Source organism: Pantoea sp. (genome assembly GCF_039594315.1).
Lineage (GTDB): Bacteria > Pseudomonadota > Gammaproteobacteria > Enterobacterales > Enterobacteriaceae > Pantoea.
Genome location: NZ_JBCNNP010000037.1, coordinates 16,053 through 42,069, shown reverse-complemented (window position 1 = coordinate 42,069; position 26,017 = coordinate 16,053). Strand labels below are relative to the sequence as shown.

The window sequence follows — 26,017 nt, the reverse complement described above, 5'->3', positions numbered from 1 at the left end:
AGCAATAGGTATCGGTCATCATGGAGAAGATCACTGTCTCACTCGGGGATCGCAGTTACCCCATCACCATCGCTGCCGGACTGTTTAACGATCCGGCTTCTTTTTGGCCGCTCAAAGCAGGCGACAACGCCATGCTGGTGACAAACCAGACGCTGGCACCTCTCTACCTTGAACCCCTTGCAACGTTGCTGAGCAACGCGGGTGTTAAGGTCGATCAGGTGATTCTGCCGGATGGTGAGCAGTACAAAACGCTGGCGGTGATGGACGAGGTATTCACTGCGCTGCTGAAAAAGCCGCACGGGCGTGATACCACGTTGATTGCACTCGGTGGTGGAGTGATTGGTGATCTCACCGGATTTGCCGCTGCCAGCTATCAACGTGGTGTGCGCTTTATTCAGGTGCCGACCACCTTGCTGTCTCAGGTTGACTCCTCCGTTGGCGGAAAAACCGCAGTAAACCATCCGCTCGGCAAAAACATGATTGGGGCGTTTTACCAACCGGCCTCGGTTGTGGTTGATACCCATTGCCTGTCCACTCTGCCGCCGCGCGAACTTGCGTCGGGCCTGGCGGAAGTGATCAAATACGGCATTATTCTTGATGGCGAATTCTTCCAGTGGCTGGAGCAGAATCTTGATGCTCTGCTGGCGCTGGATGAAAAGGCCATGGCTTATTGCATCCGTCGCTGCTGCGAGCTGAAAGCTGAAGTGGTTGCGGCGGATGAGCGTGAAACGGGCGTACGCGCGCTGCTTAATCTGGGCCATACTTTTGGTCATGCGATTGAAGCACACATGGGCTACGGCAACTGGTTGCACGGCGAAGCTGTGTCGGCTGGCATGGTGATGGCGGCGCGTACCGCTGAACGTTTAGGGCAGTTCACCTCGGCGGATACCGATCGCATTATCGCGCTGTTGCTGCGCGCAGGTTTACCGGTGCACGGTCCTGCAAGCATGGCGGCGGAAGCGTATTTGCCTCATATGATGCGCGACAAAAAAGTACTGGCAGGCGAATTGCGTTTGGTGCTGCCTCTCGCTATTGGACGCTCTGAAGTGCGTGCTGGTGTGGCTCATGATATGGTGCTGGCAGCAATTAACGATTGTCAGAAATCCTGATTATTAGAAGAGTGAGTGGTGATGCGGCGTGTGGGAAGCGCGTCGTTTTACGGAGGAGGCCAAATGGATGAGTTCAAACCGGAAGACGAGTTAAAACCTGACGCCAGTGATCGCCGTCCCACGCGGCCACGCAAATCGTCTTCTGCGCCGAAAGTAAAAGTACCGGTTTCTCGTCAGCACATGATGATGGGCATCGGGATTTTGGTTTTGCTGTTAGTGGTGCTGGGCATTGGTTCGGCATTGACCGGCCCGGACGAGAAAAAACCGACAACCAATACCGCGAATACTGGCGCTGCGGGTGGTAATGAGAAGAACATCGATCTATCGGGTTCGACCACCATGAGCGGTCAGCAAAACGCCACTCCTTCTGCTGAAGGCAGCACCGCGCAAAACAGTGCGGGAACGACTGCACCAGCGAGCAACGATCCGCAGTCCATCCAGATGCCATCGGTTTCTTCAACGCCAACGCAAGCCGCTCCGGTTGATACTCCAGCGAACCAACAGCGCGTAACGCTGCCTGGCGATCTCAACAGTGCGTTGAGCAACCAGCAAGGTTCTGTTGATGCTGCCGCGCAAGGTGCGCAGGGCAACAGCTCATTGCCAACCGCGCCAGCCACGGTGAGCGGCAATGGTAAAGCGATCACGCCGCCAGCGATGCGTTCGGAAACACCAACGCGTACCAGCAATAGTGGTGCACGCGAAACGCACTCGGCTGCCAACACACATAAAACACCTGCAGCCACTAAACCGGCTCCGGTGAAAGAGAGCAACACGCACAGCACCGCATCTCGTCCAGCGACTTCGGCGAGCGGTGCCAGCAAATCGTTGCCTTCCGGTGGAAACTACACCTTGCAGTTGAGCGGCGCTTCAAAAGAAGAGAGCCTGAATGCATGGGCGAAAAAACAGAATCTGAGCGGTTATCACGTGTATAAAACCACGCGCAACGGCGAGCCTTGGTATGTGTTGGTGAGCGGCGCTTATGCCACACCAGCGGATGCGAAACGCGCGGTGGCTTCGCTGCCTGCTGAAGTGCGTGCGGCGAATCCATGGGTGAAACCGCTTAGCCAGGTGAAGAAAGAAAGTCAGTAATTGATGTGGGGCTGCGCAGATGCGGCCCCGTTTAAAGCGCAGAGCTGCTGTCGGTTCCACCACAGCCCAAAATTAAGATGTAATAACCACGACAGCATGAAAAAAAATCGCGCTTTCCTGAAATGGGCCGGAGGGAAATACCCGCTCCTTGACGACATCCGTCGTTACTTGCCACAAGGTGATTGTCTAATTGAACCCTTTGTTGGTGCCGGTTCCGTATTCCTCAACACCGATTATGATCGCTATCACCTGGCGGACATCAACGGTGATCTCATCAATCTCTACAACATCGTCAAAACGCGCACTGCGGCGTTCATTGAGGACGCTCGTCAGCTGTTTAATGCTGAAGGCAACACGGCGGAAACCTATTACGCCCAGCGCCTCGCCTTTAACGCCAGTAAAGATGAATATCAGCGCGCGGTGTTGTTCTTGTATCTCAATCGTCACGGTTACAACGGGCTTTGCCGTTACAATTTGCGCGGCGAGTTCAACGTGCCTTTTGGCCGTTATCGCAAGCCCTATTTCCCGGAAGCGGAGCTGTTATGGTTTGCTGAGCGGGCGCAAAAAGCGACCTTTGTCTGTGAATCGTACGATGTTACTCTGAACAGCGCGCCAAAAGGCTCAGTGGTGTATTGCGATCCGCCGTACGCGCCGCTTTCGGCAACGGCGAATTTCACCGCCTATCACACCAACAGTTTCAGTCTGCACGAGCAGCAGCATCTGGCCGAATTGGCGAATAAGTTGGCGCAGCAAAATTCCATACCGGTGCTGATTTCTAACCACGATACGCTGTTGACGCGTGAGTGGTATCAGAATGCGGATTTACACGTAGTCAAAGCCCGGCGTTCCATCAGCCGAAGCATAAGTGGTCGCACACAGGTCGACGAACTGCTGGCGCTTTTCCGCTAGTCTGTTTCGTCCGCGACCAACGACGTATTACGCCAGCTACGGCTGGCGCAAAAAATTGGGAGAATCGGATGAAACAATTTTTACTGGCCCCTTCAATCCTTGCCGCTGACTTTGCACGTTTAGGTGAAGATACGGCGAAAGCGCTGGCGGCAGGTGGTGATGTGGTCCATTTCGATGTGATGGATAACCACTATGTTCCCAATCTGACTATGGGTCCGATGGTGCTGAAAGCGCTGCGCGATTACGGCATCACCGCGCCAATTGATGTGCATCTGATGGTAAAGCCGGTTGATGCCTTGATTCCTGAGTTTGCCAAAGCCGGAGCCACCTTTATTACCTTCCATCCCGAAGCCAGCGAGCATGTTGATCGCACTTTGCAGCTGATTAAAGAACACGGCTGCAAAGCCGGCTTGGTGTTCAACCCAGCTACGCCGCTTGATTACCTCGATTATGTGATGGATAAGCTGGACATCATTCTGTTGATGTCGGTGAATCCAGGCTTTGGCGGCCAATCCTTTATTCCCGGCACGCTGGATAAATTGCGCCAGGCACGCCGCTTGATTGACGAGAGCGGTTACAACATTCGCCTGGAAGTGGATGGCGGCGTCAAGATTGATAACATCGGCCAGATCGCCGCTGCCGGTGCTGATATGTTTGTTGCCGGTTCAGCCATCTTTGGTCATCCGGATTACAAAAAAGTGATCGACGAGATGCGTGGCGAACTGGAGAAAGTTAATGGCTCATTTCACTGATATTCGCGCACTGGCATTTGATCTCGACGGCACGCTGGTTGATAGCGCGCCAGGTTTGGCGCAAGCCATCGATCATGCGCTGGCCGATTTGCAATTGCCGCCGCCGGGCGTGGCGTTAGCCTCAACCTGGATTGGCAACGGCGCGGACGTGATGATGACCCGCGCGCTGACCTGGGCGCTAGGCCGCGAACCGCACGCCGAAGAGCAACGCGATGCGCGTGCGCTGTTCGACAAGTATTACGCCGAAACGGTGGAAGCCGGCAGCACGCTGTTTCCACAGGTGGTAGAGACGTTAGCGGCGCTGCATGCCAAAGGGCTGCCGATGGCAATCGTCACGAACAAACCGACGCCGTTCGTTGCACCGCTGCTCAAGTCACTCGGCATTGCCGACTACTTCACGCAGATTATTGGCGGCGACGATGTGGTGGTGAAAAAGCCACATCCCGCGGCAATCTTCCTTGTGCTTGGTCATTTTGGTGTTTTGCCGAGCCAGTTACTCTTTGTCGGCGATTCTCGCAATGATATTCTCGCGGCCCAGGCGGCGGGCGTACCGAACATTGGCATGACCTTCGGCTACAACTATGGCGAGCCGATTGCGACCAGCCAACCCGATTTAACTCTCGACTCTTTTGACGAACTTTTGCCCGCGATCGGGCTGTAATTATCAGGATATAACATGAGCAAACCCATCGTTTTCAGCGGCGCCCAGCCTTCCGGTGAACTGACCATTGGCAACTATATGGGTGCGCTGCGTCAGTGGGTGCAGATGCAGGATGATTTCCACTGCATTTACTGCATCGTCGATCTGCACGCCATCACCGTACGTCAGGATCCGGCTGCGTTGCGCAAAGCCACGCTGGATACTTTAGCGCTGTATCTTGCCTGCGGCATCGATCCAGCCAAAAGCACCATCTTCGTTCAGTCACACGTGCCAGAGCATGCGCAGTTGAGCTGGGTGCTGAACTGCTATACCCAATTTGGCGAACTGAGCCGCATGACGCAGTTCAAAGATAAATCTGCGCGTTACTCAGAAAACATCACTGCGGGCCTGTTCGATTATCCGGTGCTGATGGCGGCAGATATCCTGCTGTATCAAACCAATCAGGTGCCAGTGGGTGAAGATCAGAAGCAACATCTGGAACTGAGCCGCGATATCGCGCAGCGCTTCAATGCGTTGTACGGCGATGTGTTCAAAGTGCCAGAGCCGTTCATCCCGAAATCGGGTGCTCGCGTGATGTCGCTGCTTGAGCCGACCAAAAAGATGTCCAAATCCGACGACAATCGCAACAACGTGATTGGTCTGCTGGAAGACACCAAAGCGGTGGTGAAGAAGATCAAGCGTGCGGTAACTGACTCCGAAGAGCCGCCAGTGATTCGCTACGACATCAAAGAGAAAGCGGGCGTTTCCAACCTGCTGGATATTCTGGCCGGTGTGACTGGCAAAAGCATTCCTGAGCTGGAGCAGCATTTCGAAGGCAAAATGTATGGTCATCTCAAAGGCGAAGTGGCTGATGCGGTTTCCGGCATGCTGACTGAGTTGCAGGAGCGTTATCATCGTTTCCGTAATGATGAAGCCTTCCTCAATCAAGTGATGCGCGATGGCGCAAGCAAAGCGCGTGCACATGCGCAGGAAACGCTGAAGAAAGCCTACGAAGCGGTCGGCTTCGTCGCACTGCCTTAATTTTCAGGCGCTGTGCGAGATTGTGAAAACGGCGGGCCATTTGACCCGCCGTTTTTTATTTGATGCGACGTAGCGCCAACTCCGCGCCATCCCAGAACAGGCGGGCATTGCCATCGGCTAGCACGCTTAACACTGCGCCCGGCGCCGGTCCCCACGCCTGATTGCCGCAACTCACGTTAAAACCGTAGCGGAAGGTGAAGTCGCGATCTTGCCCCGTTCCATTGGCAGCGCTGAGACGCGGTTTGCCCTGGCAATTATCGACGGAAGGATTAATGCTGCGTTCGTCGGTACCCCGCGTCCAGGTGATGGCATTCGGTTTAAACGCCACGCGCGCACCCATAAACTGCGGATCATTCTTGATGTAAAGCTGCCCAACTTCCTTCTTTGGCGTCACCGCCACAACTTGCCATTCACCGACCACGTTTGACCAGGTAACCGGTGCGGCGGAGGCCACTGCACTCAGTGGCAATAACAAAGCACAAACCAGTGAAGCAACGCGCATGGAAACTCCATATCAATGAGAAAAATAGCGCTCAGTTTGGCGACAAAGCGCAACGCTGTACAGTTTTTTGCCGCTTAGAACCAGCGCAGCTGTTCACGCAGCGCCACCACACGGCCAACAATAATCAGTGCAGGGCTTTCAAACTGTTGTGCCAGCGTTGCCAGTTCTGCCAGCGTCGCGGTTGCTACGCGCTGTTGCGGCGTGGTGCCGTTTTGCACTATCGCCACTGGCATCGCTGCATCCATGCCGTGCTGCAACAGTTGCTGCTGGATTTCCGGTGCTTGCGCTAACCCCATATAAAACACCAGTGTTTGCTGCTCGGCGGCCAATTTGCGCCATTCGATTTCGCCATGCTGTTGCAAATGGCCGGTGACGAAGCGCACGCTTTGCGCGTGGTCACGATGTGTGAGGGGAATGCCGCTGTAAGCGGCGCAGCCCGATGCCGCGGTAATGCCCGGCACCACGCTAAACGGAATGTTATGTTGTGCCAGCAACTCAAGTTCTTCGCCGCCCCGTCCAAAGATAAACGGATCGCCGCCTTTCAGACGCACCACGCGTTTGCCGCTTTGTGCCTGCTCGAGTAACACTTGATTGATTTGCGACTGCGGCACGCAATGATTGCCCGCCTGTTTGCCGACGAAGATGCGCTCGGCATCGCGGCGTACCAGATTGAGAATCGGTTCTGATACCAAGCGGTCGTAAACCACCACATCGGCCTGCTGAATATGCTGCAAGCCTTTCAACGTCAGCAAACCGGCATCGCCTGGCCCAGCACCGACCAACACCACTTCACCTTGTTGCGCAGGCGGCACATCAAACAAACTAGCCACCAAATCAGAGGCACGCGCGTGATCGCCATTGGCCAACGTTTGCGCCAGGCGATCGCTGACAAAAAAGCGTTCCCAGAAGGCGCGACGCTGCGGCATGCTGGCAAACGTCTGCTTCACCCGGCTGCGCAACGATCCCGCCAGCGCCGCCAGCTCGCCAAGATGTTGTGGCAGCATCGCTTCCAGTTTTTCGCGCAGCAAACGTGCCAATACTGGTGCACGACCGCCTGAAGAGACGGCAATCATCAACGGCGATCGATCAACAATCGACGGCATAATCGCGCTGGCTTCCTGCGGCGCATCGACCAGATTACAGAAGATGCGACGCTGTTCCGCGGCAGCGCCAACCTGCTGATTGGCCGCATCATCATTAGTCGCCGCAATCACCAGCCAGCATTTATCCAGCCAGCGCGCATCAAACGCGCCGGTTAATAAGGTCAGCTTTCCCTGTTGTGCCCACTGCTGAAACGCTGGGGAGAAATCAAAGGCGCCAACGTGCAAATCGGCACCGGCATCCAGCAGCAAACGCGCTTTGCGTTCGGCTACATCGCCTGCGCCAACCAGTAAACAGCGTTTGCCTTGCAGGCGGCAAAACAGCGGAAAGTAGTCCATAGCTGATCCTAAAAAAAGCCCGCACGCGGCGGGCTGAAACTTGTTTATACCGATTTGAGCGCAGCGGGTTGCGCTTCAGACTGCGGGCGCTGCGCCTGCGGCGTGGCGTACCAGTAACCGAGGCCCATCAGCACCATGCCGGAGAACATATTGCCCAGCGTCACCCATAGCAAGTTGTGGCCGATGCCGCTTAACGTGAAGTCGGCATTATGCTGACCAAACCACGACAGCGCAAAGACTGTCATGTTGGCAATTGAGTGTTCGTAGCCGGAGGCGATAAATGCCAGCAAGCACCACCAGATGGCGATGAATTTCGCCGTGCCTTCAGTGCGCACTGCCATCCAAATCGCCAGACAAACCAGCCAGTTGCACAGTGCGCCTTTGAAGAACAGCGCCATTGCCGGTTGCGTGGTTTTCGCCAACGCTGCGCTGTGAATCAGCGATCCGGCATTCGGCAGCAGCGGGCCTGCGGCATAATAGTAAATCAGCGCCACCAACACCGAGCCGAGCAGGTTACCCAACCAGGTTTGTGGCAACACGCACCACATTTGGCCTTGCTTGATGGTGCCCGCTTTCACGCCAATGGTCAGGAACATAGTGTGGCCAGTGAACAACTCGGAACCGGCGATGATCACCAACGTTAACGCGATGCCAAAGGTGGCGCCCATTAACAGCGGGCGATAAGCCGGATCGGCCAGATTGCCGAGCGTGAAGATCAGGATGATTGCCAGGCCGACGTACGCGCCTGCCATTGCCGAGCTGATCCAAAAGGCCAGCGGGCTGTGTTGTGCCGTTCGCACGATGCGCGCCGCGTTGGCTGCGCATTTATTCAGGGTGTCAGAAAACATAGTGACGTCTCATAAAGTAAAGGAATTCGTTCAGGCGCAAATTTCGACGTGGCCATTGCTGACGCGCACCGGATAGCTCGCCACCGAGCGCGCCGGATCTTCCAGACACACGCCATCGCTCAAACGAAAGCGCTGCTTTTTCAATGGACTCGCCACCCACAGCGTTTTCTGGTGCTCGGCAATCAGGCCGCGCGATAACACGCTGGCCTCGGCGAAAGGATCGATATTGCTTAAGGCGTAAAGTTGCTCATCTTCGTAAGGACGAAAGATGGCAATCTGCTGGCCGTTAATCAGCGCACAAACGCCGGTTGCCGGCAGGATTTGTTGAAGTTCACACACCGATTGCCACTGGCTCATGCGTCGATCTCCTCAATCAGCGTTACGGCAATGCGTTCGTCGGGACGTGCCGGGCGATGCTGATCGCGTTGGTTGATGTGCTGCACCAGCGGATCGCGCTGATCGCTATTAATGAAGGTGTTGAAGTGCGGTTGTTGCTGCGGATCTTGCACGGTAGCAGCCCATTCACACGCCACTTCGCCACGCAAACGGGTAAATTCGCTTTCGAGCTGCGCATTGAGGCCCAGCTTGTCGTCAACGATCACGCTGCGCAGGTAATCGATGCCGCCTTCCATGCTTTCCAGCCACAGCGAGGTGCGCTGTAAGCGATCGCCGGTGCGGATATAGAACATCATGAAGCGATCAAGGTAGTGCAGCAGTGTGTCGCGATCGAGATCAGCAGCCAGCAAATCGGCATGGCGTGGTTTCATGCCGCCGTTGCCGCATACATACAGATTCCAGCCTTTTTCGGTGGCGATGATGCCGACATCTTTGCCCTGTGCCTCGGCACATTCGCGGGTGCAGCCAGAGACGCCAAACTTCATCTTGTGCGGGGTTCGAATGCCTTTGTAGCGGTTTTCCAGCTCAATGCCGAAGCCGAGGCTGTCGCCCACACCAAAGCGGCACCACACGCTGCCGACACAGGTTTTCGCCATGCGCAGCGCTTTGGCGTACGCTTGGCCGGTTTCGAAACCTGCATCAATCAGTTGCGTCCAGATTGCTGGTAGATCGTCACGCTGCGCGCCAAACAGGCCAATGCGCTGCGAGCCGGTGATCTTTGTGTAGAGATTGTACTGACGTGCTACGGCACCAATCGCCATTAAGCCTTCTGGCGTGATTTCGCCGCCAGCCGAGCGTGGAATTACCGAGTAAGTACCGTCTTTCTGGATATTGCCAAGGAACAAATCGTTGCTGTCCTGCAACGGCGTGAGTTTTGGCTCGAGCACATATTCGTTCCAGCAAGAAGCCAGCAGCGAACCGACCGTAGGTTTACACACTTCGCAACCGTAGCCTTGGCCGTATTTCGCCAGCAATGCAGCGAAGGATTTGATCTCTTCAACGCGGATCAGGTGATACAGCTCCTGACGCGAATAGGGGAAATGCTCGCAAAGATGGTTGTTTACTTCGATGCCCTGGCGGCTCAGTTCACCATTCAGCACTTGGGTAATCAACGGAATACAGCCGCCGCAGCCGGTGCCCGCGCGGGTTTCAGCTTTCAACGCCGCAACGGTGTGGCAGCCGCCTTGCACCGCTTTGACGATGTCGCCCTTGCTGACATCGAAGCATGAGCAGATTTGCGCGCTGTCCGGTAATGAATCGACGCCCATCACCGGTTTCTCGCCGCTGCCCGCCGGCAGAATCAGCAATTCTGGATTTTCCGGCAGCGTAATGTTGTTCAGCGCCAGTTGCAGCAGGTTGCCGTAATCGCTGGTGTCGCCAACGAGCACCGCGCCCAATAGCGTGCGGTTGTCTTCGCTGACGATCAGACGTTTGTAGATATTTTTCTGTTCATCGAGCCAGACGAAGCTACGCGCGCCCGGCGTGCGACCGTGTGCGTCGCCAATACCGCCGACATCCACACCCAGCAGTTTGAGCTTGGCGCTCATATCCGCACCGGCAAAGGCATTGTCGCGACCCACTAAGATATCGCTGGCAACCTGCGCCATCTTGTAACCCGGCGCGACTAAACCATAAATTCGGTTCTGCCATGCCGCACATTCGCCCACAGCAAAAATCGCGGGATCGCTGGTTTGGCAGCGTTCATTAATGGCAATCCCGCCGCGCTCGCCCAGCGACAAACCGCACTGTTTGGCCAGTTTGTCTTGCGGCCGGATGCCGGTGGAAAACACGATGAAATCGACATCCAGCGCGCTGCCATCGGCGAACTCCAGCGTTTTACCGCCTTTGGCATGATGGACAATTTGCTGGGTGTTTTTGCCGGTATGCACCCGCACGCCCATTTGTTCAATCTTACGGCGCAGCTGTTCGCCGCCTTGCGGATCGAGCTGTTCTGCCATCAACACCGGCGCGAATTCAATCACGTGGGTTTCGATGCCGAGGTTTTTCAATGCGCCTGCGGCTTCGAGGCCCAGCAATCCACCACCAATTACCGCGCCGCGTTGGGTGCGGCGTGAACAGGCTTCAATCGCATTGAGATCTTCGATGGTGCGATAGACAAAACAGTCGCTGCCTTCCGCGCCGCTGATCGGCGGAATCCACGGATAAGAACCGGTGGCGAAAATCAACGTGTCGTAATGCACCGCGCGACCGGTATTCGAGTGAATCAGTTTTTCATCGCGGTTGATGGTGATAGCACGTTCGCCGAGCAGCAGATTGACCTGATGCTTTTCATAATAACCAACGCGTACCAGCGAGAGTTCTTCAGCGGTGTGATGGGAAAAATAGGCGGAAAGGTGGACGCGGTCATAGGCGACTCGGGGTTCTTCACAGAAAACGGTTATCGCGAACTGCTCAGCTTCAGCTTTGTCGATAAGTTCTTCTATAAAGCGATGGCCGACCATGCCGTTGCCAATAATAACGACACTGTGCTTGCTCATGCTTGCCTCAAAAATTGCGGTATCTGCGCTTACCTTAACGCGGCGCATTTGGCGCTTATTGATGTACATCAAGCGCGCCCTTATATACCTATTTTGAGGTATGTAACTGATTTTGAACGAATTAGTTAAGTGGCTTATTTGGTTGGTAATTGTTCAGTGTTCAAATAAATCTGCGATTCGTTGCGGCGCGATTTATCGCGCGTTTCAATGTTGGCAATTTGCCCATCCTGGCATTGCGCAATAAATTGCGCCGCTACGAAGCGTGCGCTTGGTGGAATCATATTTCGTGCTAGTTTTAGATTTTGTATTTTCAGGAGAAGGGCATGGCAAATCCGTCACTAAAGTGGATCAACAATCTGCGTTTAGCGGGCCAGCAAGGTTTGTGGCAGATCGAAATCGATAACGGCAAGATTGCGCAGATTCATCCGCAGCCTTCTCAAGCGGCGGCGCAAGCGGATGCGTTGGATGCACAAGGCGGTTTAGCCAGCGCGCCGTTCATCGAGCCGCATATTCACCTCGACACCACGCAAACTGCTGGTGAGCCTGCGTGGAATCAATCGGGTACGCTGTTTGAAGGTATTGAACGTTGGGCCGAACGTAAGGCGCTGCTAAGTCACGATGATGTGAAGCGGCGCGCGAAACAAACTCTGAAATGGCAAATCGCCAATGGCATTCAGCATGTGCGCACCCATGTGGATGTCTCCGATCCGACGTTGACCGCGCTGAAAGCCATGCTGGAAGTGAAAGCGGAGATGGCGCCGTGGATCGACATCCAGATTGTGGCGTTTCCGCAGGAAGGCATTCTCTCGTATCCCAATGGCGAAGCGTTGCTAGAAGAGGCGATGCGCATGGGCGCAGATGTGGTGGGTGCGATTCCGCATTTCGAGTTTACGCGCGAATATGGCGTGGAATCGCTGCATAAAACCTTCGCGTTGGCGAATCGCTATGATCGGCTGGTGGATGTGCACTGTGATGAGATTGACGATGAACAATCCCGCTTCGTGGAAACTGTGGCGGCGCTGGCGCATCGTGATGGCAACGGCGAACGCGTTACCGCCAGCCATACCACGGCGATGCACTCCTACAACAATGCCTACACCTCGCGGTTGTTCCGTCTGTTGAAGCTCTCGAAAATTAACTTTGTTGCCAATCCATTGGTGAATATTCATCTGCAAGGGCGCTTTGATAGCTATCCGAAACGGCGTGGCATTACGCGGGTGAAAGAGTTGCTGGAGGCGGATATCAATGTCTGCTTCGGCCACGATGATGTGTTCGATCCGTGGTACCCGCTTGGCACCGCCAGCATGTTGCAGGTGCTGCATATGGGACTGCATGTTTGCCAGCTAATGGGCTACGAACAGATTGATAATGGCTTGCAGTTGATTACTCATAACAGCGCCAAAACGATGCATCTGAACAGTTACGGTATTGAACCGGGCAATGATGCCAGTTTGATTATTCTGCCAGCAGAAAGTGGATTTGATGCAGTACGGCGCCAGGTGCCGGTGCGTTATTCCATCCGAAAGGGCGTGTTAGTGGCGGCGACACAGCCGGCCAGCAGCGAGATTTATTTAGTGGAAAAAGAAGCGGTGACGTTCAAGCGGTGAAAGCAGGGCGGCCCGTTTGAGCCGCCCATAAAAATTAATGCGTTACGTGACCATGCTGGCGATGCTTGGTGACAAAGCCCAACAACACACACATGACGAACACCACCGCATACAAACCATTCGCGGTTGAGAGCGCCGCATGCGCGCCACCGGATGCCACAATTGGGCCGGTAACCACAAAGGTCAACATGGTGCCAACGGTGCCGCAGGTCAGGATGAAGTTCACCAGCTTCGGTGAAGAGACCTTGGTTTGCAGCGAACCCAACGTGATGATGGTGGTGTAAATGGCGCTAGAACTGAAGCCCAATGTCATGATGATCCAGTGCAGCATGCTGGCGTCTTGGGTGGTGACGAACCAGTACATCAAACCGGTTGCCAACGCCGCCAGTACCATCAGGATGCGTTGCAGATCGAAGAAGCGCAGTACGAAGCTGAACACCCACATGCCGACCATATAGGCGGTCCAGAAGTTACCAACCAATTGACCGGCGGCGGCAATATCCATGCCCATTGATTTGGTGGCGTATTCCGGCACCCAAGAGATAAAGCCCAACTGGCCAAGGATGTAGCACAGCGCGGCAATCGACAGGAACAGCACGCCGATGCCCCATTTCTCTTTCTCGACGCCAGGTTTAGCGGCTTCGTTTTTCAGTACCGGGAACTCGATGAACAGCGTCAGTACAAAGATCGCCACGTAAATCACGCCGATGCAGGCGTAAACCCAGTACCACGGCAGCGCGCGCGCCAGCAGAATACCGGCGATGATCGGGAAGATGGTGCCAGCCATGCTAAAGAATGAGTCGGTGAACAGCAGACGTGCGCCGCGTTGGCGACCATCGTACAGATGGGTAATCAGGAATGTACCAATCGACATGGTGATACCGCTGACCACGCCGAGCACGAACATGCACAGTGAGAAGATGGTCAGATCGTGGCTGGTCATCAAACCTGCCACGGCAAGAATCATCAGCACGAAGCCAAAAATCAGCTGACGCTTAAGCGGTACAATAACCATCAACCAGGCGTTCAGGAACACCGACACCAAAATGCCCGCATTAAGGAAGGTGAAGGTGTTACTCATTTCTGAAATCGGGCGTTGGAAATATTGCGCGATGTTATCCAGCACCATACCGGTAACAATGACCAGTGCGCCAGTGAGCGCATAGGAGAAATAGCTAATCCAGGTAAGGCCAAGTCGATTGCGGTTTGTCATGTTCTGAACCCGTTAAGCGCCGAGGATGGCAAAAAAGTGTCATGAATTGTAAGTGTTGATGTGATCTTAATAAACAACGAGTGTAACAAGCAGGAAATATTTCATTAAGAGTGTGATTTTCGTCACGCAAATGATTGCGTGACCGCAAAAGTATGACAATTGCAACATCCACGTAAATATCGGTAAAACGCTGGCTCTTGGATTACATGCTCTTTACAATCAATCTCGTTTTTGAGCTAGCTCTCCATGGTAAGGAATCTTTCATGCTTAAACGTACTTTGACAGCGGCAGTTGCCCTGTTAGCGCTCTCTTCCGTATCGTCTGCCGCGCTGGCTGCAAAAGGCGATACACATGTGCTGCTCACCACCTCTGCGGGCAATATTGAACTCGAACTGAATAACCAGAAAGCCCCGGTTTCGGTGAAAAACTTCACTGATTACGTCAACAATGGTTTCTACAACAACACCATTTTCCATCGCGTTATTCCTGGCTTTATGATTCAGGGCGGTGGTTTCACGGCGGATATGCAGCAGAAGCAAACTGTGGCGCCGATTAAAAACGAAGCTGACAACGGCTTGCGTAACCTGCGCGGCACCATCTCGATGGCGCGTACCGCAGATAAAGATAGCGCGACCAGCCAATTCTTCCTCAACGTGGCCGATAACGCCTTCCTCGATCACGGTCAACGTGACTTCGGGTATGCGGTGTTTGGTAAAGTTGTGAAAGGCCAGGATGTGATCGACAAGATTGCTCAGGTACCGACCAAAGATGTCGGTCCGTACCAAAATGTGCCGTCAAAACCGATTGTTATCCTCTCTGCCAAAGTCCTGCCTTAATCGCTTCTCGCGCCATTTAACCGTGGCGCGTCATTTGCTCTCCGGCAAAGCAAAAAATTGCTGCTTATACTTAGGGCTCATTGCTTGCCGGAGGCGCTATGACCAGCAAACTCACCGAGAAACAGAAAGCCGCTTTGTGGCAGCAGCGCCGTGCGGCGAGTTATCAAGCCAGTTGTCGATTGGCTGGCTACCTAACCAGTGAACCCGTAATTGAAGCCGAGCAGGCCGAAGAACGACTCGCGTCGTTGAGGAGGCAATATGGCGGATAACAGCCTGGCGGTGCGCGATCCTTATCTGTGGCATAACGACAGCGTGCTGAAGAATCGCCTTGATATCCATGATGAGGCACAACTGCGTAAAGCCGAACTGGCTTTCAGTACTGCACGTGTCGCGACCTTAGAACTTGGCCCGCGCAGCATTGGTTTGCCGCGCTTGTGCCACATTCATCGCACGTTGTTTCAGGATCTCTACGCGTGGGCCGGTGAACTGCGCACGGTGGATATCTGGCGCGATGAAACGCCGTATTGTCACTGCGAATACATTGAGAAAGAGGGCAACACGCTGATGCAAGCGCTGGAAGCAGAACGCGGGTTGGCGGATCTGCCTCAGGATGAGTTTGTGGCGCGTATCGCGCATTACTATTGTGAAATCTTCGTGCTGCACCCGTTCCGCGCCGGCAATGGCCGCGCACAGCGTATCTTCTTCGAGCAACTGGCGTTGCACGCCGGATATTTGCTGACGTGGGAAAACCTGGAGCGCGATGCATGGCGCGCCGCTATCTCAGCGGGTGTTGCTGGCGATTTAGCGCCGCTCACCGCGCAGTTTGCGAAAGTGGTGAGCGTGGCTAAAGTTTTATAGCAGCACTTCCAACCCATGCTTCTGTACCACAGACAAAAGTTTGAGTGAGATGCCGCCGGGGCGTTTCGCACCGGTTTCCCACTTTTGAATGGTTGAAACGCTGGTATTGAGATAGCGCGCAAAAACTGGCTGACTCACATTGAGATTTTCGCGCAGGTTTTTAATCGCCTGCGCATCCAAATCTACGACATCGGTTAAACAGCGTTCATCAAAGTCACGCATGCTCTGCTTGCTAATAGCATCAGTTGCAAATAACCCCGATGCAGCACTGTGAATAGCCTCAAAAGCCGGGCTTTTAAACTTACCGGTTTTGGTCATGACACATCTCCACGAGCTCCCGAACGGCAATAAGCCGATTCAGCGCCTCATTTGAAATTAATGAGTAATGTTTTGCCAGTTCACGGAATCCTTCAAGTTCGCTATCACTCAGGTTGGCCTGATCTTGTTTGGCGAACAGGAAGGCATAAATCCAATTCTTACCACCTTTAGCTAAAATGATGGCGCGATCGCGATTATGTTGCAGACGCTTTTTAAATACTCCGCCGCCGAGGTTATCGGCATGACCGAGTTTTATGGCTGCGATTGCTCTGCACAATTCATCATCAGCAATTAAATGCCGACGAGCTTGCTTACTAAACCATTTGGTTTTGAATACTCGCGTTGTAGCTGACATGGCAACTCTCCAAAATATAGCACCTGGTGGGAGAGTAATCAGAAACTTTTTTGCCAGCCAGCGGGTATGATGATGGGAGGTGATAACATGGCTCTTTTGCGACCTTTCTTGCATGGGTTACCTGTCATGAATCACGCTACGAACAACTATGCTGCTGCTAATCGATAACTACGACTCTTTCACCTGGAATCTCTACCAATACTTTTGCGAATTGGGCGCGGAAGTGCGCGTAGTGCGTAATGATGCGATTACGTTGGATGAGATGGAGGCGTTGCCGCTGACGCATCTGGTGATTTCGCCGGGTCCGTGCACGCCGGATCAATCCGGTATTTCCCTCGCGGCGATTCGCCACTTCGCCGGACGTCTACCGATTCTCGGCGTATGTCTCGGCCATCAGGCCATCGCGCAGGCGTACGGCGCGCAGGTGGTGCGCGCGCGCCAGGTGATGCACGGCAAAACCTCGCTGATTCAGCACACCAATCAAGGTGTGTTTCGTGACCTTAATAATCCGCTCACCGTGACGCGCTATCATTCATTGATTGTGGCGCGCGATACGCTGCCCGCTGAGTTTGAAATTACCGCCTGGAGCCTGCGCGATGGCGAGCCTGATGAGATCATGGGTTTCCGCCATCGCACGTTGCCGCTGGAAGGCGTGCAGTTTCATCCGGAAAGCATTCTTAGCGAGCAAGGGCATCAACTGCTGGCGAATTTCCTGAACGCATAACTTATGTTTGCCTTCGTGTGATTTTTTATGCATATTTTGTGATTATAATTTCACATCAGCTCAACAAATAACCCGATGAGGTCGTCAATGGCAGCGGAAAAACTAGCGGTAACCCGGGAAACGTTCGATAACGTTATTTTGCCTGTTTATGCACCTGCGCAGTTTGTGCCGGTTAAAGGCAAAGGCAGCCGAGTGTGGGATCAGCAGGGCAAAGAGTATATCGATTTCTCTGGCGGGATCGCGGTGACTGCATTGGGCCATTGTCATCCGGCGCTGGTGGAAACGCTGAAAACCCAGGGCGAAACCTTGTGGCATACCAGCAACGTGTTCACCAACGAACCGGCGCTGCGTCTGGCCAGCAAGTTGATTGCGGCCACGTTTGCCGACCGGGTGTTTTTCGGTAACTCTGGCGCAGAAGCCAACGAAGCCGCCTTTAAGCTGGCACGTTATTACGCCTGCAAAAAACACAGCCCGTTCAAAAGCAAAATCATCGCTTTCCATAACGCCTTCCACGGCCGCACGCTGTTCACCGTGTCGGTTGGCGGGCAGCCAAAGTATTCCGATGGCTTTGGACCGAAACCGGCAGATATCGTGCATGTGCCGTTTAACGATCTCGATGCGGTAAAAGCCGTGATTGACGATCATACCTGCGCCATCGTGGTCGAGCCGATTCAGGGCGAAGGCGGCGTGATGCCCGCTACGGCGGAATTTATGCAAGGTTTGCGCGCGCTGTGTGATGAACATAATGCGCTGCTGGTGTTGGATGAAGTGCAGAGCGGCATGGGACGTAGCGGCAAGCTGTTTGCCTATGAACATTACGGCATCAAACCCGACATCATCACCACCGCGAAAGCGCTGGGCGGCGGTTTCCCAGTGAGCGCGATGTTGACCACCAACGAAATTGCCTCGGTGATGGCGCCGGGCGTGCATGGCACCACTTACGGCGGCAACCCGCTGGCGTGTGCGATTGCGGAAACCGCACTCGACATTATCAATACGCCGGAAGTGCTGGAAGGTGTGGATGCGCGTCGCCAGCAGTTCGTTGAAGCGCTGCAAGCCATCGACAGCAAGTTCGACATCTTCAGCGAGATCCGCGGTAAAGGTCTGCTGATTGGCGCCGCGCTGAAGCCGCAGTTCGCCAGCAAAGCGCGTGACATTCTCAACGCTTCAGCGGCAGAAGGGCTGATGATTTTGACTGCGGGCACCGACGTGATTCGTTTTGTGCCATCGCTGGTGATTGAACCCACCGATATCGCCGAAGGCATGACGCGTTTCGCCACCGCGATTGAGAAAGTGTTAGCCGCTTAATCCGCTTTCGGACGCAGCACCTTAAGCCAGCGGCCATGATGCGGTCGCTGGCTCCACGCCAAAGAAGAGATGGTGTGCATCACATTGAGGTGCTGCAAAATCCGCTTCACATGCTGTTCGACAATCGTCACCGGCCCTTCATTCAAATTCTCCGGCGCTTCCAGAATATTGCTGTCATTGCCCGGCCCGTCATACGCCAGCCGTTGCTGACAGCGTTGCAGCGCGATTTCACAGGATTGCAGATAACGTTCCGCCAACTTGGACGTCAGCATAGTGTGTTCACGCGCCAGAATGGTCATCGCATTGATATGCTCAACGATAAATTGGCTGTGCGTTACCCACATGCGCATATCTTTCAGATATTGCAGATTGAAGCCGGGTTCGCTAGAGGCTTGATTGAGCGAGTTAAACAGCGCGTTGTGCGCTTGATTGACGCGCATGCGTTGATACGCTAACTTCTCCGGCGATTGCTCCGGGCCGAGCAGCAAGCGCAGCGCGTCCTGATAAGCCTCCAACGCATCGTGCGCATTGTTACGCAGCAAGCCGCTTTGCCATTGCGGCCACAGCCAAATCATCCCGGCGAAGGCAATCAGGCATCCCATCAAGGTATCCATCATGCGCGGCAACAAGAACTGCGCGCCATTCAGAGACAGCAATTGCAGCGAATACACCGCAGTGACGGTAAAGCCAATCATCGACCAGCCGTAATATTTGCGCGTCACCAAATAGCTCGCCAGCGTAATCACCAGCATAAACAGCAGCGTGAGCGATTCCGGCACTTCCAGCCGCAAAGAAGCTGCGGCGATCAACAAACCGGCAAAGGTGCCCAGCGCACGGTGCTGAATGCGCACGCGCGTGGCGCTGTAGCCATTCTGGCTGACGAACATAATGGTCATCAGAATCCAGTATGGTTTGGGGATGTTGAAGAACAGCGCCAGCGCGCTGCCAAACATCAACATCACGGCAAAACGACCGGCGGTACGTAACGCCGATGATTTGAAGGAAAGATAGCTGCGCAGCGCTGGCAGCAGCGGCAAGCGGCGTTGGCGATCGGCCATTAAGTCACGCGTGTAGAGCGGCTTTTGGGTACGCAGCACGCGAGCGATGCGGCTGAAGTGGTACAGACAGAAGTTGCCGACCGGATTATCCGGATGCTGGCGGGCGATTTTCTCCAGCGCACCCAGCTGCTTCTCCATGTGAAAGCGATCCGGCAACTGGTGATAAAGAATGGCATCGGCGAGCACCCGCAGCCGCGCCGAGATGATTTTGGCGTTCCAACGAATCACCGCTTCGGCGTGACTCTGCTCAACCAGCTTCTGCACTTCTTCCGGCTGATGCAGGCTGACTGAGATGTGTTCCTGCAAATCCAGCGCCACCTGGAAGGCGCGCGTCAGACGTTTATGACTGTTATCGCGACTGGCCGACAGCATGTGCATCTGCTGATAACAGACGGTAATCAGATCAACCGCCTTTTGTTGACGTGCCAGCAGCGGCGGCAGCGCTTTTTCCGGATCGGTTAACTGCGTCAGCAAGGTGTATTTGGCATCGCAATAATCCGCCAGCTCGCGATACAGCAAACTGAGCGATTCGCGCATCGGTTGCTCTTTCCACAGCCAAAACCAGAACCAGTTGAACAAGCCGTACCACAATGTGCCGCCAATATAGAGCAGCGGCGGCACCCAAATCGGCATGCGTCCTACCAGGCTTAGCGAAAAGATGGCGGCAATCAAGGTGGCTGGCAGTAAGCGGCCATGCAGCGGGCTGATTTCACCGGTGACGCCAATCAGCAGCGGCAACACCAATAAAATCAGCGGCAACGGCACGTGATAATCGGTGAGGTACTGAATCAGGAAACTGCCGGTGGCAAAGAGCGAACCACCCACAATCAAGCGTTTGAAGAAGCGTTTGTGCGGCGTATCCAAACCCGCCATGTTGCAGCAGGCCGGGACTAAAGAGAACAATAGCCCTTTTTGCAGATCGCCAAACAGCCAACCGAGAGCCACAGGCAGGCACAGCACCAGCGTTTGTCGCAGCGCGTAGTTAACTTCAGGATGATAGATGATTCGACGCCACATCAGCTCATCGCAAATAGAAACGGCGCGATGTTGCCATCACGCCGTGGGTGAGAAGGAATTAGCGGGTGCCGTAAACGACGATGGTTTTACCGTGTGCGGAGATCAGATTCTGATCTTCCAGCATTTTCAGGATACGACCCACGGTTTCGCGTGAGCAGCCCACGATCTGACCAATCTCCTGACGAGTGATTTTAATCTGCATTCCGTCTGGGTGAGTCATCGCATCTGGCTGTTTAGCCAGATTAAGCAGCGTTTGCGCGATACGTCCGGTCACATCGAGGAAGGCAAGGTTGCCCACTTTTTCAGATGTCACTTGCAGACGACGCGCCATTTGCGACGACAGTCGCATTAAAATATCCGGGTTTACCTGAATCAGCTGACGGAATTTTTTGTATGAAATTTCAGCCACTTCGCAGGCAGACTTCGCACGTACCCAGGCACTGCGTTCCTGGCCTTCCTCGAAAAGACCGAGTTCGCCGATGAAATCTCCCTGATTAAGGTAGGAGAGAATCATCTCTTTGCCTTCTTCATCTTTAATCAGTACCGCTACGGAACCTTTCACGATGTAGTACAGCGTTTCCGCTTTCTCACCCTGATGGATGAGCGTGCTTTTTGACGGATATTTGTGAATATGGCAATGGGACAGGAACCATTCGAGTGTAGGGTCTGTTTGCGGTTTGCCGAGAACCATTCGCTATTATCCTCTGTTGTAATCGTGCCCAAAAATACAGGGGGCATTTTTCCCTGTCAGGCGGTTTAATCGTCGAGCGTTTCCTAATGAAGGAAAATTTATTCCGGGGTGACTCTTAAGCTACGCTTTTGATTCTTCCCGCCTTCGTCGGTTAGGACGAAAATATTTTCAGCACTGTTTGTAGCACAGCTTTTGCGAGCTGTCTTGTGTTGTCTCGCTTCAGCAGAAGGGGGATTTCTCTGGATTGCCGTTTGTCATGTGAAAGCGTACTCTGACGGCAAAACCGCCGCTTCAGGAGAAAGAATAATGCAGGCACGAGTGAAATGGGTGGAAGGGCTTACCTTTCTCGGAGAATCCTCATCCGGCCATCAGGTATTAATGGACGGTAATTCCGGTGATAAAGCGCCAAGTCCAATGGAGATGGTGTTGATGGCAGCCGGCGGCTGTAGCGCGATTGACGTGGTGTCGATTCTGCAAAAAGGGCGTAGCGATGTCGCCGATTGCGAAGTGAAACTCACCTCTGAACGTCGTGAAGAAGCGCCACGTATTTTTACGCACATTAACCTGCATTTTATTGTCAGCGGCAAAGCGTTGAGTGATAAAGCGGTGGCGCGTGCGGTCGATCTGTCAGCGGAAAAATATTGCTCGGTGGCGATCATGCTGGGTAAAGGGGTTGAGATCACCCACAGCTACGAAGTCGTTGAGCTTTAGCTCGATTGTAGCGGCGCGATTTATCGCGTTCAGTTGATTTTAAAAGGTCAACATAACGCCATAAATTGCGCCGCTAGATAATCACTGCGCTTACTCAATTCGCTTGCCTTCAATCAGGCGCTGCACCAGCGGCAACATAATCAACTCCATCGCCAAACCCATTTTTCCGCCCGGCACCACCAAAGTGTTGATGTGGGAGATAAACGATCCCTGAATCATCGCCAGCAGATAAGGGAATGCGATCCCTTCCAATCCACGGAAGTGAATCACCACAAAGCTTTCGTCGAGCGACGGAATTTCGCGTGCGGCAAACGGGTTTGAAGTATCCACCGTTGGCACACGCTGAAAGTTGATGTGAGTACGCGAGAATTGCGGCGTGATGAAGTTGATGTAATCCTCCATCGAACGTACCACCGAATCCATCACCGCTTCCCGCGAATGACCGCGTTCGCTGGTATCGCGCACCAGCTTTTGAATCCACTCCAGGTTAACAATTGGCACCACGCCAACCAGCAGATCCACATGTTCTGCCACGTTGTGTGGCTGCGTCACCACGCCGCCGTGCAAACCTTCATAAAACAGCACATCGGTGTTTTCCGGCAGCGGTTGCCACGGCGTAAAGGTGCCCGGCACCTGATTCCACGGTACGGCTTCATCGTAGGTGTGCAAATACTTACGCGATTCGCCCAGTCCAGTTTGACCGTAATGTTTGAACGTCTGCTCCAGCAAACCAAAGTCATTGGCTTCCGGGCCGAAATAACTGATGTGGCGCCCGAGATCGCGCGCTTTACGGATCGCCATATCCATTTCTGGACGCGTGTAGCGATGGAAACTGTCGCCTTCCACTTCCGCGGCATGCAGATTTAACTGCTGGAAAATCTTACGAAAGGCAAGGCTGGTGGTGGTGGTTCCGGCACCGCTGGAACCGGTAACCGCAATAATTGGATGCCTGGCTGACATAACAGAGCTCCCTGTGAAGTCCGGCGATGAGCATTGTTACCACGAATTGCCGCGCGGTGCATTAGCCGCGAAATTCACTCTTCGGCATGATATTGATGGATTCGTGCAGCTCCGACCATACCAGCACCACCTCGCCGCGCTCAAGTTGGCGGCGCACATCGGCGACTTTCTGTGACAGGCTGCGTTCCTGTTCGCCGTAATCGGTGCCTTCACGCAGCACGAAAGTTTCAATCAGGTTTTCCAGCGTTTCCGCTGCAAGCTGCTGCCAGGGAATAATCACAATTACACATCCAAATAGGTAGAGAGCCAATCCGGCACGCGTTGTTCCAGCCACATTTGCGGTTTCAACAACGTGCCGCCAACAAAGCCGACGTGGCCACCTTGCTGGGTCAGCTGGTATTGCGTTGAGGCTGACAATTGATGCGGCTGCGGAATCACGGCGTCGGTCATAAAGGGATCGTCCTGCGCATGGATGAGCAGCAGCGGTTTACGTACGCCGGTTAAAAACGGCATGGCGCTGGCACGTTGATAATAGTCGTTGGCATCGACGAAACCGTGCGCGCGCGCGGTAACCGCATCATCAAATTCACGCAAACGACGGAACGCGCGCAGTTGATCGAGATCGACCGGTAAGGTGCCGGGCCAAGCCTGCAACTTGCGCGTGGCGTTCTTTTTCAACTGCGTGAGCAAATAGTATTGATAGAAGCGCGAGAAGCCGACATCCAACTTGCCGCTACACGGTTCTAACGCCAGTGGAGCGGAGATGACCATCGCCGCATCCAGCAGTGCATCGTTGCCTTGTTGCCCCAACAAACACGCCAGCATATTGCCGCCGAGTGACACGCCGACGGCCGCGGTTGGCACCGTGCCCCATTCGCGTTGCAGCCAACTGAGGAAGTAGGTGGCGTCTTCGGTTTCGCCGGAGTGATAAATGCGATTGAGGCGATTCGGTTCACCGCCGCAGCCGCGAAAGTGCATCATTACCGCCAGCCAGCCACGCGCCTGACACGCTTGCATCAAACCGTGCGCGTACGGACTGCGGAAGCTGCCTTCCAGACCATGAAACAGCACCATGCGCGGCTTATGACGCGCTTGCGCCGGATCTTCACTCCACGCTAAGTCGACAAAATCCCCATCGGGCAGGTCAAGACGCTGCCAATGCGGACGTAAAGTGACGCGCCGCCGCAGAATACGCGGCAGCAGCGTTTGCAAGTGCGCGTTACTGAATCCGCGCAGTGGTTTAAAGCGCTCGCCATTCGGGCGATTAAAATAGCTTGGGTAAAGGCTTGTCTGATGCATAAGTCGCTGATAGCTTCGATGGGTTGTTCGCTTTACTGGGTGAGGAGCACCCGAATATACATGGAACTGAGTCTTTTTTTGTCAATGTTAGGTTTTCTTTGGGTCGCTGCCATCACGCCAGGTCCCAATAATATGTTACTTACCGCCTCTGGTGCTAATTTTGGCTTCCTGCGCACCATTCCGCTGCTCATTGGTATCATGATTGGCATGCAAGTCATGTTGCTGATGGTGGCATTTGGCATCGGCGGGTTGATCCTGCTTTATCCTTCACTGCACTTGGTACTGAAGATTGCCGGTAGCCTTTATCTGCTGTGGCTGGCGTGGAAAATCGCCACCGCCGAGTATGAAAAGCTTGAAACCGATGATGTCACGGTCAAGCAGATGCCGTTCTGGCAAGGTGGATTGCTGCAACTGATTAACCCTAAAGCCTGGTTGATGGCGCTGGGTGCGGTTGCCAGTTTCAGTCTGGCGGGCGAACGTTATCTGCATTCGGTGGTAGCGATCAGTATCGGCATGGCGCTGGTCAATGTGGTATCAGGCGTAATCTGGATGGGCTTCGGCTCGCTGATTGGCCGATTACTGCGTAGCCCACGTGCGTGGAAGATCTTCAATCTGGCGATGGGCTTGCTGACTGCCGCTTGCGTGTTGTTGATTTGGCACTAAGTTAGCTGGAGGCGCGTTCGACGCGCTTCCACGGCAACACTTCATGCACCACCGGTGAAAGTGGCTGACGGATGCGTTGCAGCAACAGTTGTACGCTGCGCGCGCCCATGCGGTTCATCGGTTGTTCAATGGTGGTGAGCGGTGGATTGAGGCTGCTGGTAAAGTTGATGCCATCGAATCCCACCACCGCCAAATCTTCTGGTACACGCAACCCGGCTTCTAACGCCGCGTGAATCACGCCAACCGCCAACACATCCGAAACCGCAAACACCGCATCTGGCCGTTCTGGCTGCATCAGCAATTCGCGCAACGCTGCGCTGCCCGCTTCGCAGGTGACATTTTCCGCGTACGCCACGCTGCCATAATTCAATTCCAACTGTTCAAGCGCGGCGCGATAACCATCTTCGCGTTGATGGGAATAGAGATAGCGCATATCGCAGTTAACCAGTGCGATGCGACGGCGACCTTTTTCCGCCAGATAACGAATCGTTTCAAACGCCGCTTCTTTATTATCAATCGCCACGCTGGATGCCGCGATAGCAGGATCGTACTCCGCACATTGCACCCAAGGCGCATCGCCAATCAGCTCCTTTAATTCCTGCAAACAGGCGGCAGCATCCATGGTGATCACCCCATCGACCACTTTTCCAGTCAGCAGCGCGATGTAGGCTGCTTCGCGCCGCAACTGCGATCCGGAATTGCACAGCAGAATGTGATAACCCTGCGCTTCGGCCTCGGCTTCAATGCCCTGAACCACGCGTGAGCAGAACGGATTGGTAATATCGGGGATCAGCACCAGCAGCATGTGACTTTGCGAAGTGCGCAGCTGGCGCGCCAGTAAGTTGGGTTGATAGTCGCAAATGTCGATCGCTGCCAGCACTTTGGCGCGCGTGTCGGGACGTACGCCGGGATTTTGATTCAAAACCCGTGAAACCGTGGCTTTTGACACGCCAGCCAAATGCGCGACTTTCTCAATCGACATGGATTTAGGACCGCTAATAAGGGGGGATAAACAGGTTGTCTATCAATAGCACAGCTGCAATGTGAGCGTATGACATATTTGTCATTTTAAGCGTTCTTTGCATTTGCGCATTTTGCATAGGCTTGCCCGATGTTGATCTAAGAACGGATCGTCATTAGGGATAATTTTTAATTCCTTGGTGAAATTACTGCGGC

At 54.2% G+C, this 26,017-nt stretch carries 28 protein-coding genes; 14 read left to right on the top strand and 14 right to left on the bottom strand.

What is annotated here, in order from left to right; all coding sequences use genetic code 11:
• Positions 1 to 20 precede the first annotated feature (20 nt).
• The 6 genes from aroB to trpS all read left to right on the top strand — a co-directional run bounded on the left by aroB (position 21) and on the right by trpS (position 5,540).
• Positions 21 to 1,109, top strand: a complete 1,089-nt coding sequence (gene aroB, locus ABDW13_RS17570; protein WP_343553851.1) for a 3-dehydroquinate synthase — start codon at positions 21 to 23, stop codon at positions 1,107 to 1,109.
• A gap of 63 nt (positions 1,110 to 1,172) precedes the next feature.
• Positions 1,173 to 2,198: an SPOR domain-containing protein gene (locus ABDW13_RS17565; RefSeq protein WP_343553850.1), complete on the top strand. Its 1,026-nt coding sequence runs from the start codon at positions 1,173 to 1,175 to the stop codon at positions 2,196 to 2,198.
• Between the two features lie 96 nt (positions 2,199 to 2,294).
• Positions 2,295 to 3,107 carry an adenine-specific DNA-methyltransferase gene (dam, locus tag ABDW13_RS17560; protein ID WP_343553849.1) on the top strand — a complete coding sequence of 271 codons (813 nt, stop codon included), beginning with the start codon at positions 2,295 to 2,297 and terminating at the stop codon, positions 3,105 to 3,107.
• 68 nt (positions 3,108 to 3,175) lie between these two features.
• Entirely contained in the window at positions 3,176 to 3,859 is a 684-nt protein-coding gene (gene rpe, locus ABDW13_RS17555) for a ribulose-phosphate 3-epimerase (protein WP_008107883.1), read from the top strand.
• Positions 3,843 to 4,520 carry a phosphoglycolate phosphatase gene (locus ABDW13_RS17550; protein WP_343553848.1) on the top strand — a complete coding sequence of 226 codons (678 nt, stop codon included), beginning with the start codon at positions 3,843 to 3,845 and terminating at the stop codon, positions 4,518 to 4,520. The genes rpe and ABDW13_RS17550 overlap by 17 nt, the downstream gene beginning before the upstream one ends.
• Before the next feature lie 15 nt (positions 4,521 to 4,535).
• The gene (gene trpS, locus ABDW13_RS17545) at positions 4,536 to 5,540 is read left to right on the top strand and encodes a tryptophan--tRNA ligase (RefSeq protein WP_343553847.1); all 1,005 of its coding nucleotides are present in this window, start codon (positions 4,536 to 4,538) and stop codon (positions 5,538 to 5,540) included.
• Between the two features lie 55 nt (positions 5,541 to 5,595).
• Here the strand turns inward: trpS and ABDW13_RS17540 are convergent, their stop codons facing one another.
• From ABDW13_RS17540 to nirB, 5 genes are all read right to left on the bottom strand, one after another.
• Positions 5,596 to 6,042 carry a hypothetical protein gene (locus ABDW13_RS17540; RefSeq protein ID WP_343553846.1) on the bottom strand — a complete coding sequence of 149 codons (447 nt, stop codon included), beginning with the start codon at positions 6,040 to 6,042 and terminating at the stop codon, positions 5,596 to 5,598.
• Positions 6,043 to 6,116: 74 nt separating this feature from the next.
• Positions 6,117 to 7,481: a siroheme synthase CysG gene (gene cysG, locus ABDW13_RS17535; protein ID WP_343553845.1), complete on the bottom strand. Its 1,365-nt coding sequence runs from the start codon at positions 7,479 to 7,481 to the stop codon at positions 6,117 to 6,119.
• Between the two features lie 44 nt (positions 7,482 to 7,525).
• Complete coding sequence (nirC, locus tag ABDW13_RS17530) at positions 7,526 to 8,329, bottom strand: nitrite transporter NirC (RefSeq protein WP_343553844.1); 804 nt, start codon at positions 8,327 to 8,329, stop codon at positions 7,526 to 7,528.
• A gap of 30 nt (positions 8,330 to 8,359) precedes the next feature.
• On the bottom strand, positions 8,360 to 8,686 hold the full coding sequence (gene nirD / locus ABDW13_RS17525) for a nitrite reductase small subunit NirD (protein ID WP_343553843.1): 327 nt from the start codon (positions 8,684 to 8,686) through the stop codon (positions 8,360 to 8,362).
• Positions 8,683 to 11,223 (bottom strand): nitrite reductase large subunit NirB, encoded by a 2,541-nt coding sequence (gene nirB / locus ABDW13_RS17520; protein WP_343553842.1) that lies wholly within the window; start codon positions 11,221 to 11,223, stop codon positions 8,683 to 8,685. The genes nirD and nirB overlap by 4 nt, the downstream gene beginning before the upstream one ends.
• A 323-nt stretch (positions 11,224 to 11,546) precedes the next feature.
• Here nirB and ABDW13_RS17515 point away from each other — a divergent pair, with 323 nt between their 5' ends.
• The gene (locus ABDW13_RS17515; RefSeq protein WP_343553841.1) at positions 11,547 to 12,830 is read left to right on the top strand and encodes a cytosine deaminase; all 1,284 of its coding nucleotides are present in this window, start codon (positions 11,547 to 11,549) and stop codon (positions 12,828 to 12,830) included.
• A gap of 34 nt (positions 12,831 to 12,864) precedes the next feature.
• On the opposite strand, the gene tsgA is transcribed toward ABDW13_RS17515, so the two are convergent.
• The gene (tsgA, locus tag ABDW13_RS17510) at positions 12,865 to 14,043 is read right to left on the bottom strand and encodes an MFS transporter TsgA (RefSeq protein WP_343553840.1); all 1,179 of its coding nucleotides are present in this window, start codon (positions 14,041 to 14,043) and stop codon (positions 12,865 to 12,867) included.
• A gap of 263 nt (positions 14,044 to 14,306) precedes the next feature.
• Between tsgA and ppiA the strand changes: the two genes are divergently transcribed.
• From ppiA to ABDW13_RS17495, 3 genes are all read left to right on the top strand, one after another.
• On the top strand, positions 14,307 to 14,879 hold the full coding sequence (gene ppiA, locus ABDW13_RS17505) for a peptidylprolyl isomerase A (protein ID WP_343553839.1): 573 nt from the start codon (positions 14,307 to 14,309) through the stop codon (positions 14,877 to 14,879).
• A gap of 98 nt (positions 14,880 to 14,977) precedes the next feature.
• Positions 14,978 to 15,148, top strand: coding sequence for a YhfG family protein (locus ABDW13_RS17500; RefSeq protein ID WP_343553838.1), 171 nt, complete (start codon positions 14,978 to 14,980; stop codon positions 15,146 to 15,148).
• The gene (locus tag ABDW13_RS17495; protein ID WP_343553837.1) at positions 15,138 to 15,737 is read left to right on the top strand and encodes a putative adenosine monophosphate-protein transferase Fic; all 600 of its coding nucleotides are present in this window, start codon (positions 15,138 to 15,140) and stop codon (positions 15,735 to 15,737) included. Before ABDW13_RS17500 ends, ABDW13_RS17495 begins: the two co-directional genes overlap by 11 nt.
• Here ABDW13_RS17495 and ABDW13_RS17490 read toward each other — a convergent pair.
• Complete coding sequence (locus tag ABDW13_RS17490) at positions 15,732 to 16,055, bottom strand: DNA-binding transcriptional regulator (RefSeq protein WP_343553836.1); 324 nt, start codon at positions 16,053 to 16,055, stop codon at positions 15,732 to 15,734. The genes ABDW13_RS17495 and ABDW13_RS17490 overlap by 6 nt on opposite strands.
• Complete coding sequence (locus ABDW13_RS17485) at positions 16,039 to 16,410, bottom strand: type II toxin-antitoxin system RelE/ParE family toxin (RefSeq protein ID WP_343553835.1); 372 nt, start codon at positions 16,408 to 16,410, stop codon at positions 16,039 to 16,041. The genes ABDW13_RS17490 and ABDW13_RS17485 overlap by 17 nt, the downstream gene beginning before the upstream one ends.
• A gap of 148 nt (positions 16,411 to 16,558) precedes the next feature.
• On the opposite strand from ABDW13_RS17485, the gene ABDW13_RS17480 reads away from it, so the two are divergent.
• Complete coding sequence (locus ABDW13_RS17480; protein WP_343553834.1) at positions 16,559 to 17,134, top strand: aminodeoxychorismate synthase component II; 576 nt, start codon at positions 16,559 to 16,561, stop codon at positions 17,132 to 17,134.
• Between the two features lie 87 nt (positions 17,135 to 17,221).
• Positions 17,222 to 18,442 carry an aspartate aminotransferase family protein gene (locus tag ABDW13_RS17475; protein WP_343553833.1) on the top strand — a complete coding sequence of 407 codons (1,221 nt, stop codon included), beginning with the start codon at positions 17,222 to 17,224 and terminating at the stop codon, positions 18,440 to 18,442.
• Here ABDW13_RS17475 and ABDW13_RS17470 read toward each other — a convergent pair.
• Complete coding sequence (locus tag ABDW13_RS17470) at positions 18,439 to 20,517, bottom strand: YccS/YhfK family putative transporter (protein WP_343553832.1); 2,079 nt, start codon at positions 20,515 to 20,517, stop codon at positions 18,439 to 18,441. The genes ABDW13_RS17475 and ABDW13_RS17470 overlap by 4 nt on opposite strands.
• A 58-nt stretch (positions 20,518 to 20,575) precedes the next feature.
• Positions 20,576 to 21,208, bottom strand: a complete 633-nt coding sequence (crp, locus tag ABDW13_RS17465) for a cAMP-activated global transcriptional regulator CRP (protein WP_003852956.1) — start codon at positions 21,206 to 21,208, stop codon at positions 20,576 to 20,578.
• A gap of 306 nt (positions 21,209 to 21,514) precedes the next feature.
• Here crp and ABDW13_RS17460 point away from each other — a divergent pair, with 306 nt between their 5' ends.
• Entirely contained in the window at positions 21,515 to 21,919 is a 405-nt protein-coding gene (locus ABDW13_RS17460; RefSeq protein ID WP_176972679.1) for an OsmC family protein, read from the top strand.
• Positions 21,920 to 22,009: 90 nt separating this feature from the next.
• Here the strand turns inward: ABDW13_RS17460 and ABDW13_RS17455 are convergent, their stop codons facing one another.
• The 3 genes from ABDW13_RS17455 to ABDW13_RS17445 all read right to left on the bottom strand — a co-directional run bounded on the left by ABDW13_RS17455 (position 22,010) and on the right by ABDW13_RS17445 (position 24,178).
• Positions 22,010 to 22,879 (bottom strand): phosphoribulokinase, encoded by an 870-nt coding sequence (locus ABDW13_RS17455; RefSeq protein WP_343553831.1) that lies wholly within the window; start codon positions 22,877 to 22,879, stop codon positions 22,010 to 22,012.
• A 61-nt stretch (positions 22,880 to 22,940) separates the two neighbouring features.
• A complete protein-coding gene (locus tag ABDW13_RS17450; RefSeq protein ID WP_343553830.1) occupies positions 22,941 to 23,159 on the bottom strand; it encodes a YheU family protein in 219 nt (72 codons plus the stop codon).
• Between the two features lie 2 nt (positions 23,160 to 23,161).
• The gene (locus ABDW13_RS17445; RefSeq protein ID WP_343553829.1) at positions 23,162 to 24,178 is read right to left on the bottom strand and encodes a hydrolase; all 1,017 of its coding nucleotides are present in this window, start codon (positions 24,176 to 24,178) and stop codon (positions 23,162 to 23,164) included.
• 60 nt (positions 24,179 to 24,238) lie between these two features.
• On the opposite strand from ABDW13_RS17445, the gene ABDW13_RS17440 reads away from it, so the two are divergent.
• On the top strand, positions 24,239 to 24,841 hold the full coding sequence (locus ABDW13_RS17440) for a LysE family translocator (RefSeq protein ID WP_343553828.1): 603 nt from the start codon (positions 24,239 to 24,241) through the stop codon (positions 24,839 to 24,841).
• Position 24,842: 1 nt separating this feature from the next.
• On the opposite strand, the gene ABDW13_RS17435 is transcribed toward ABDW13_RS17440, so the two are convergent.
• Positions 24,843 to 25,823, bottom strand: a complete 981-nt coding sequence (locus tag ABDW13_RS17435) for a LacI family DNA-binding transcriptional regulator (RefSeq protein ID WP_343553827.1) — start codon at positions 25,821 to 25,823, stop codon at positions 24,843 to 24,845.
• Positions 25,824 to 26,017: the final 194 nt, after the last annotated feature.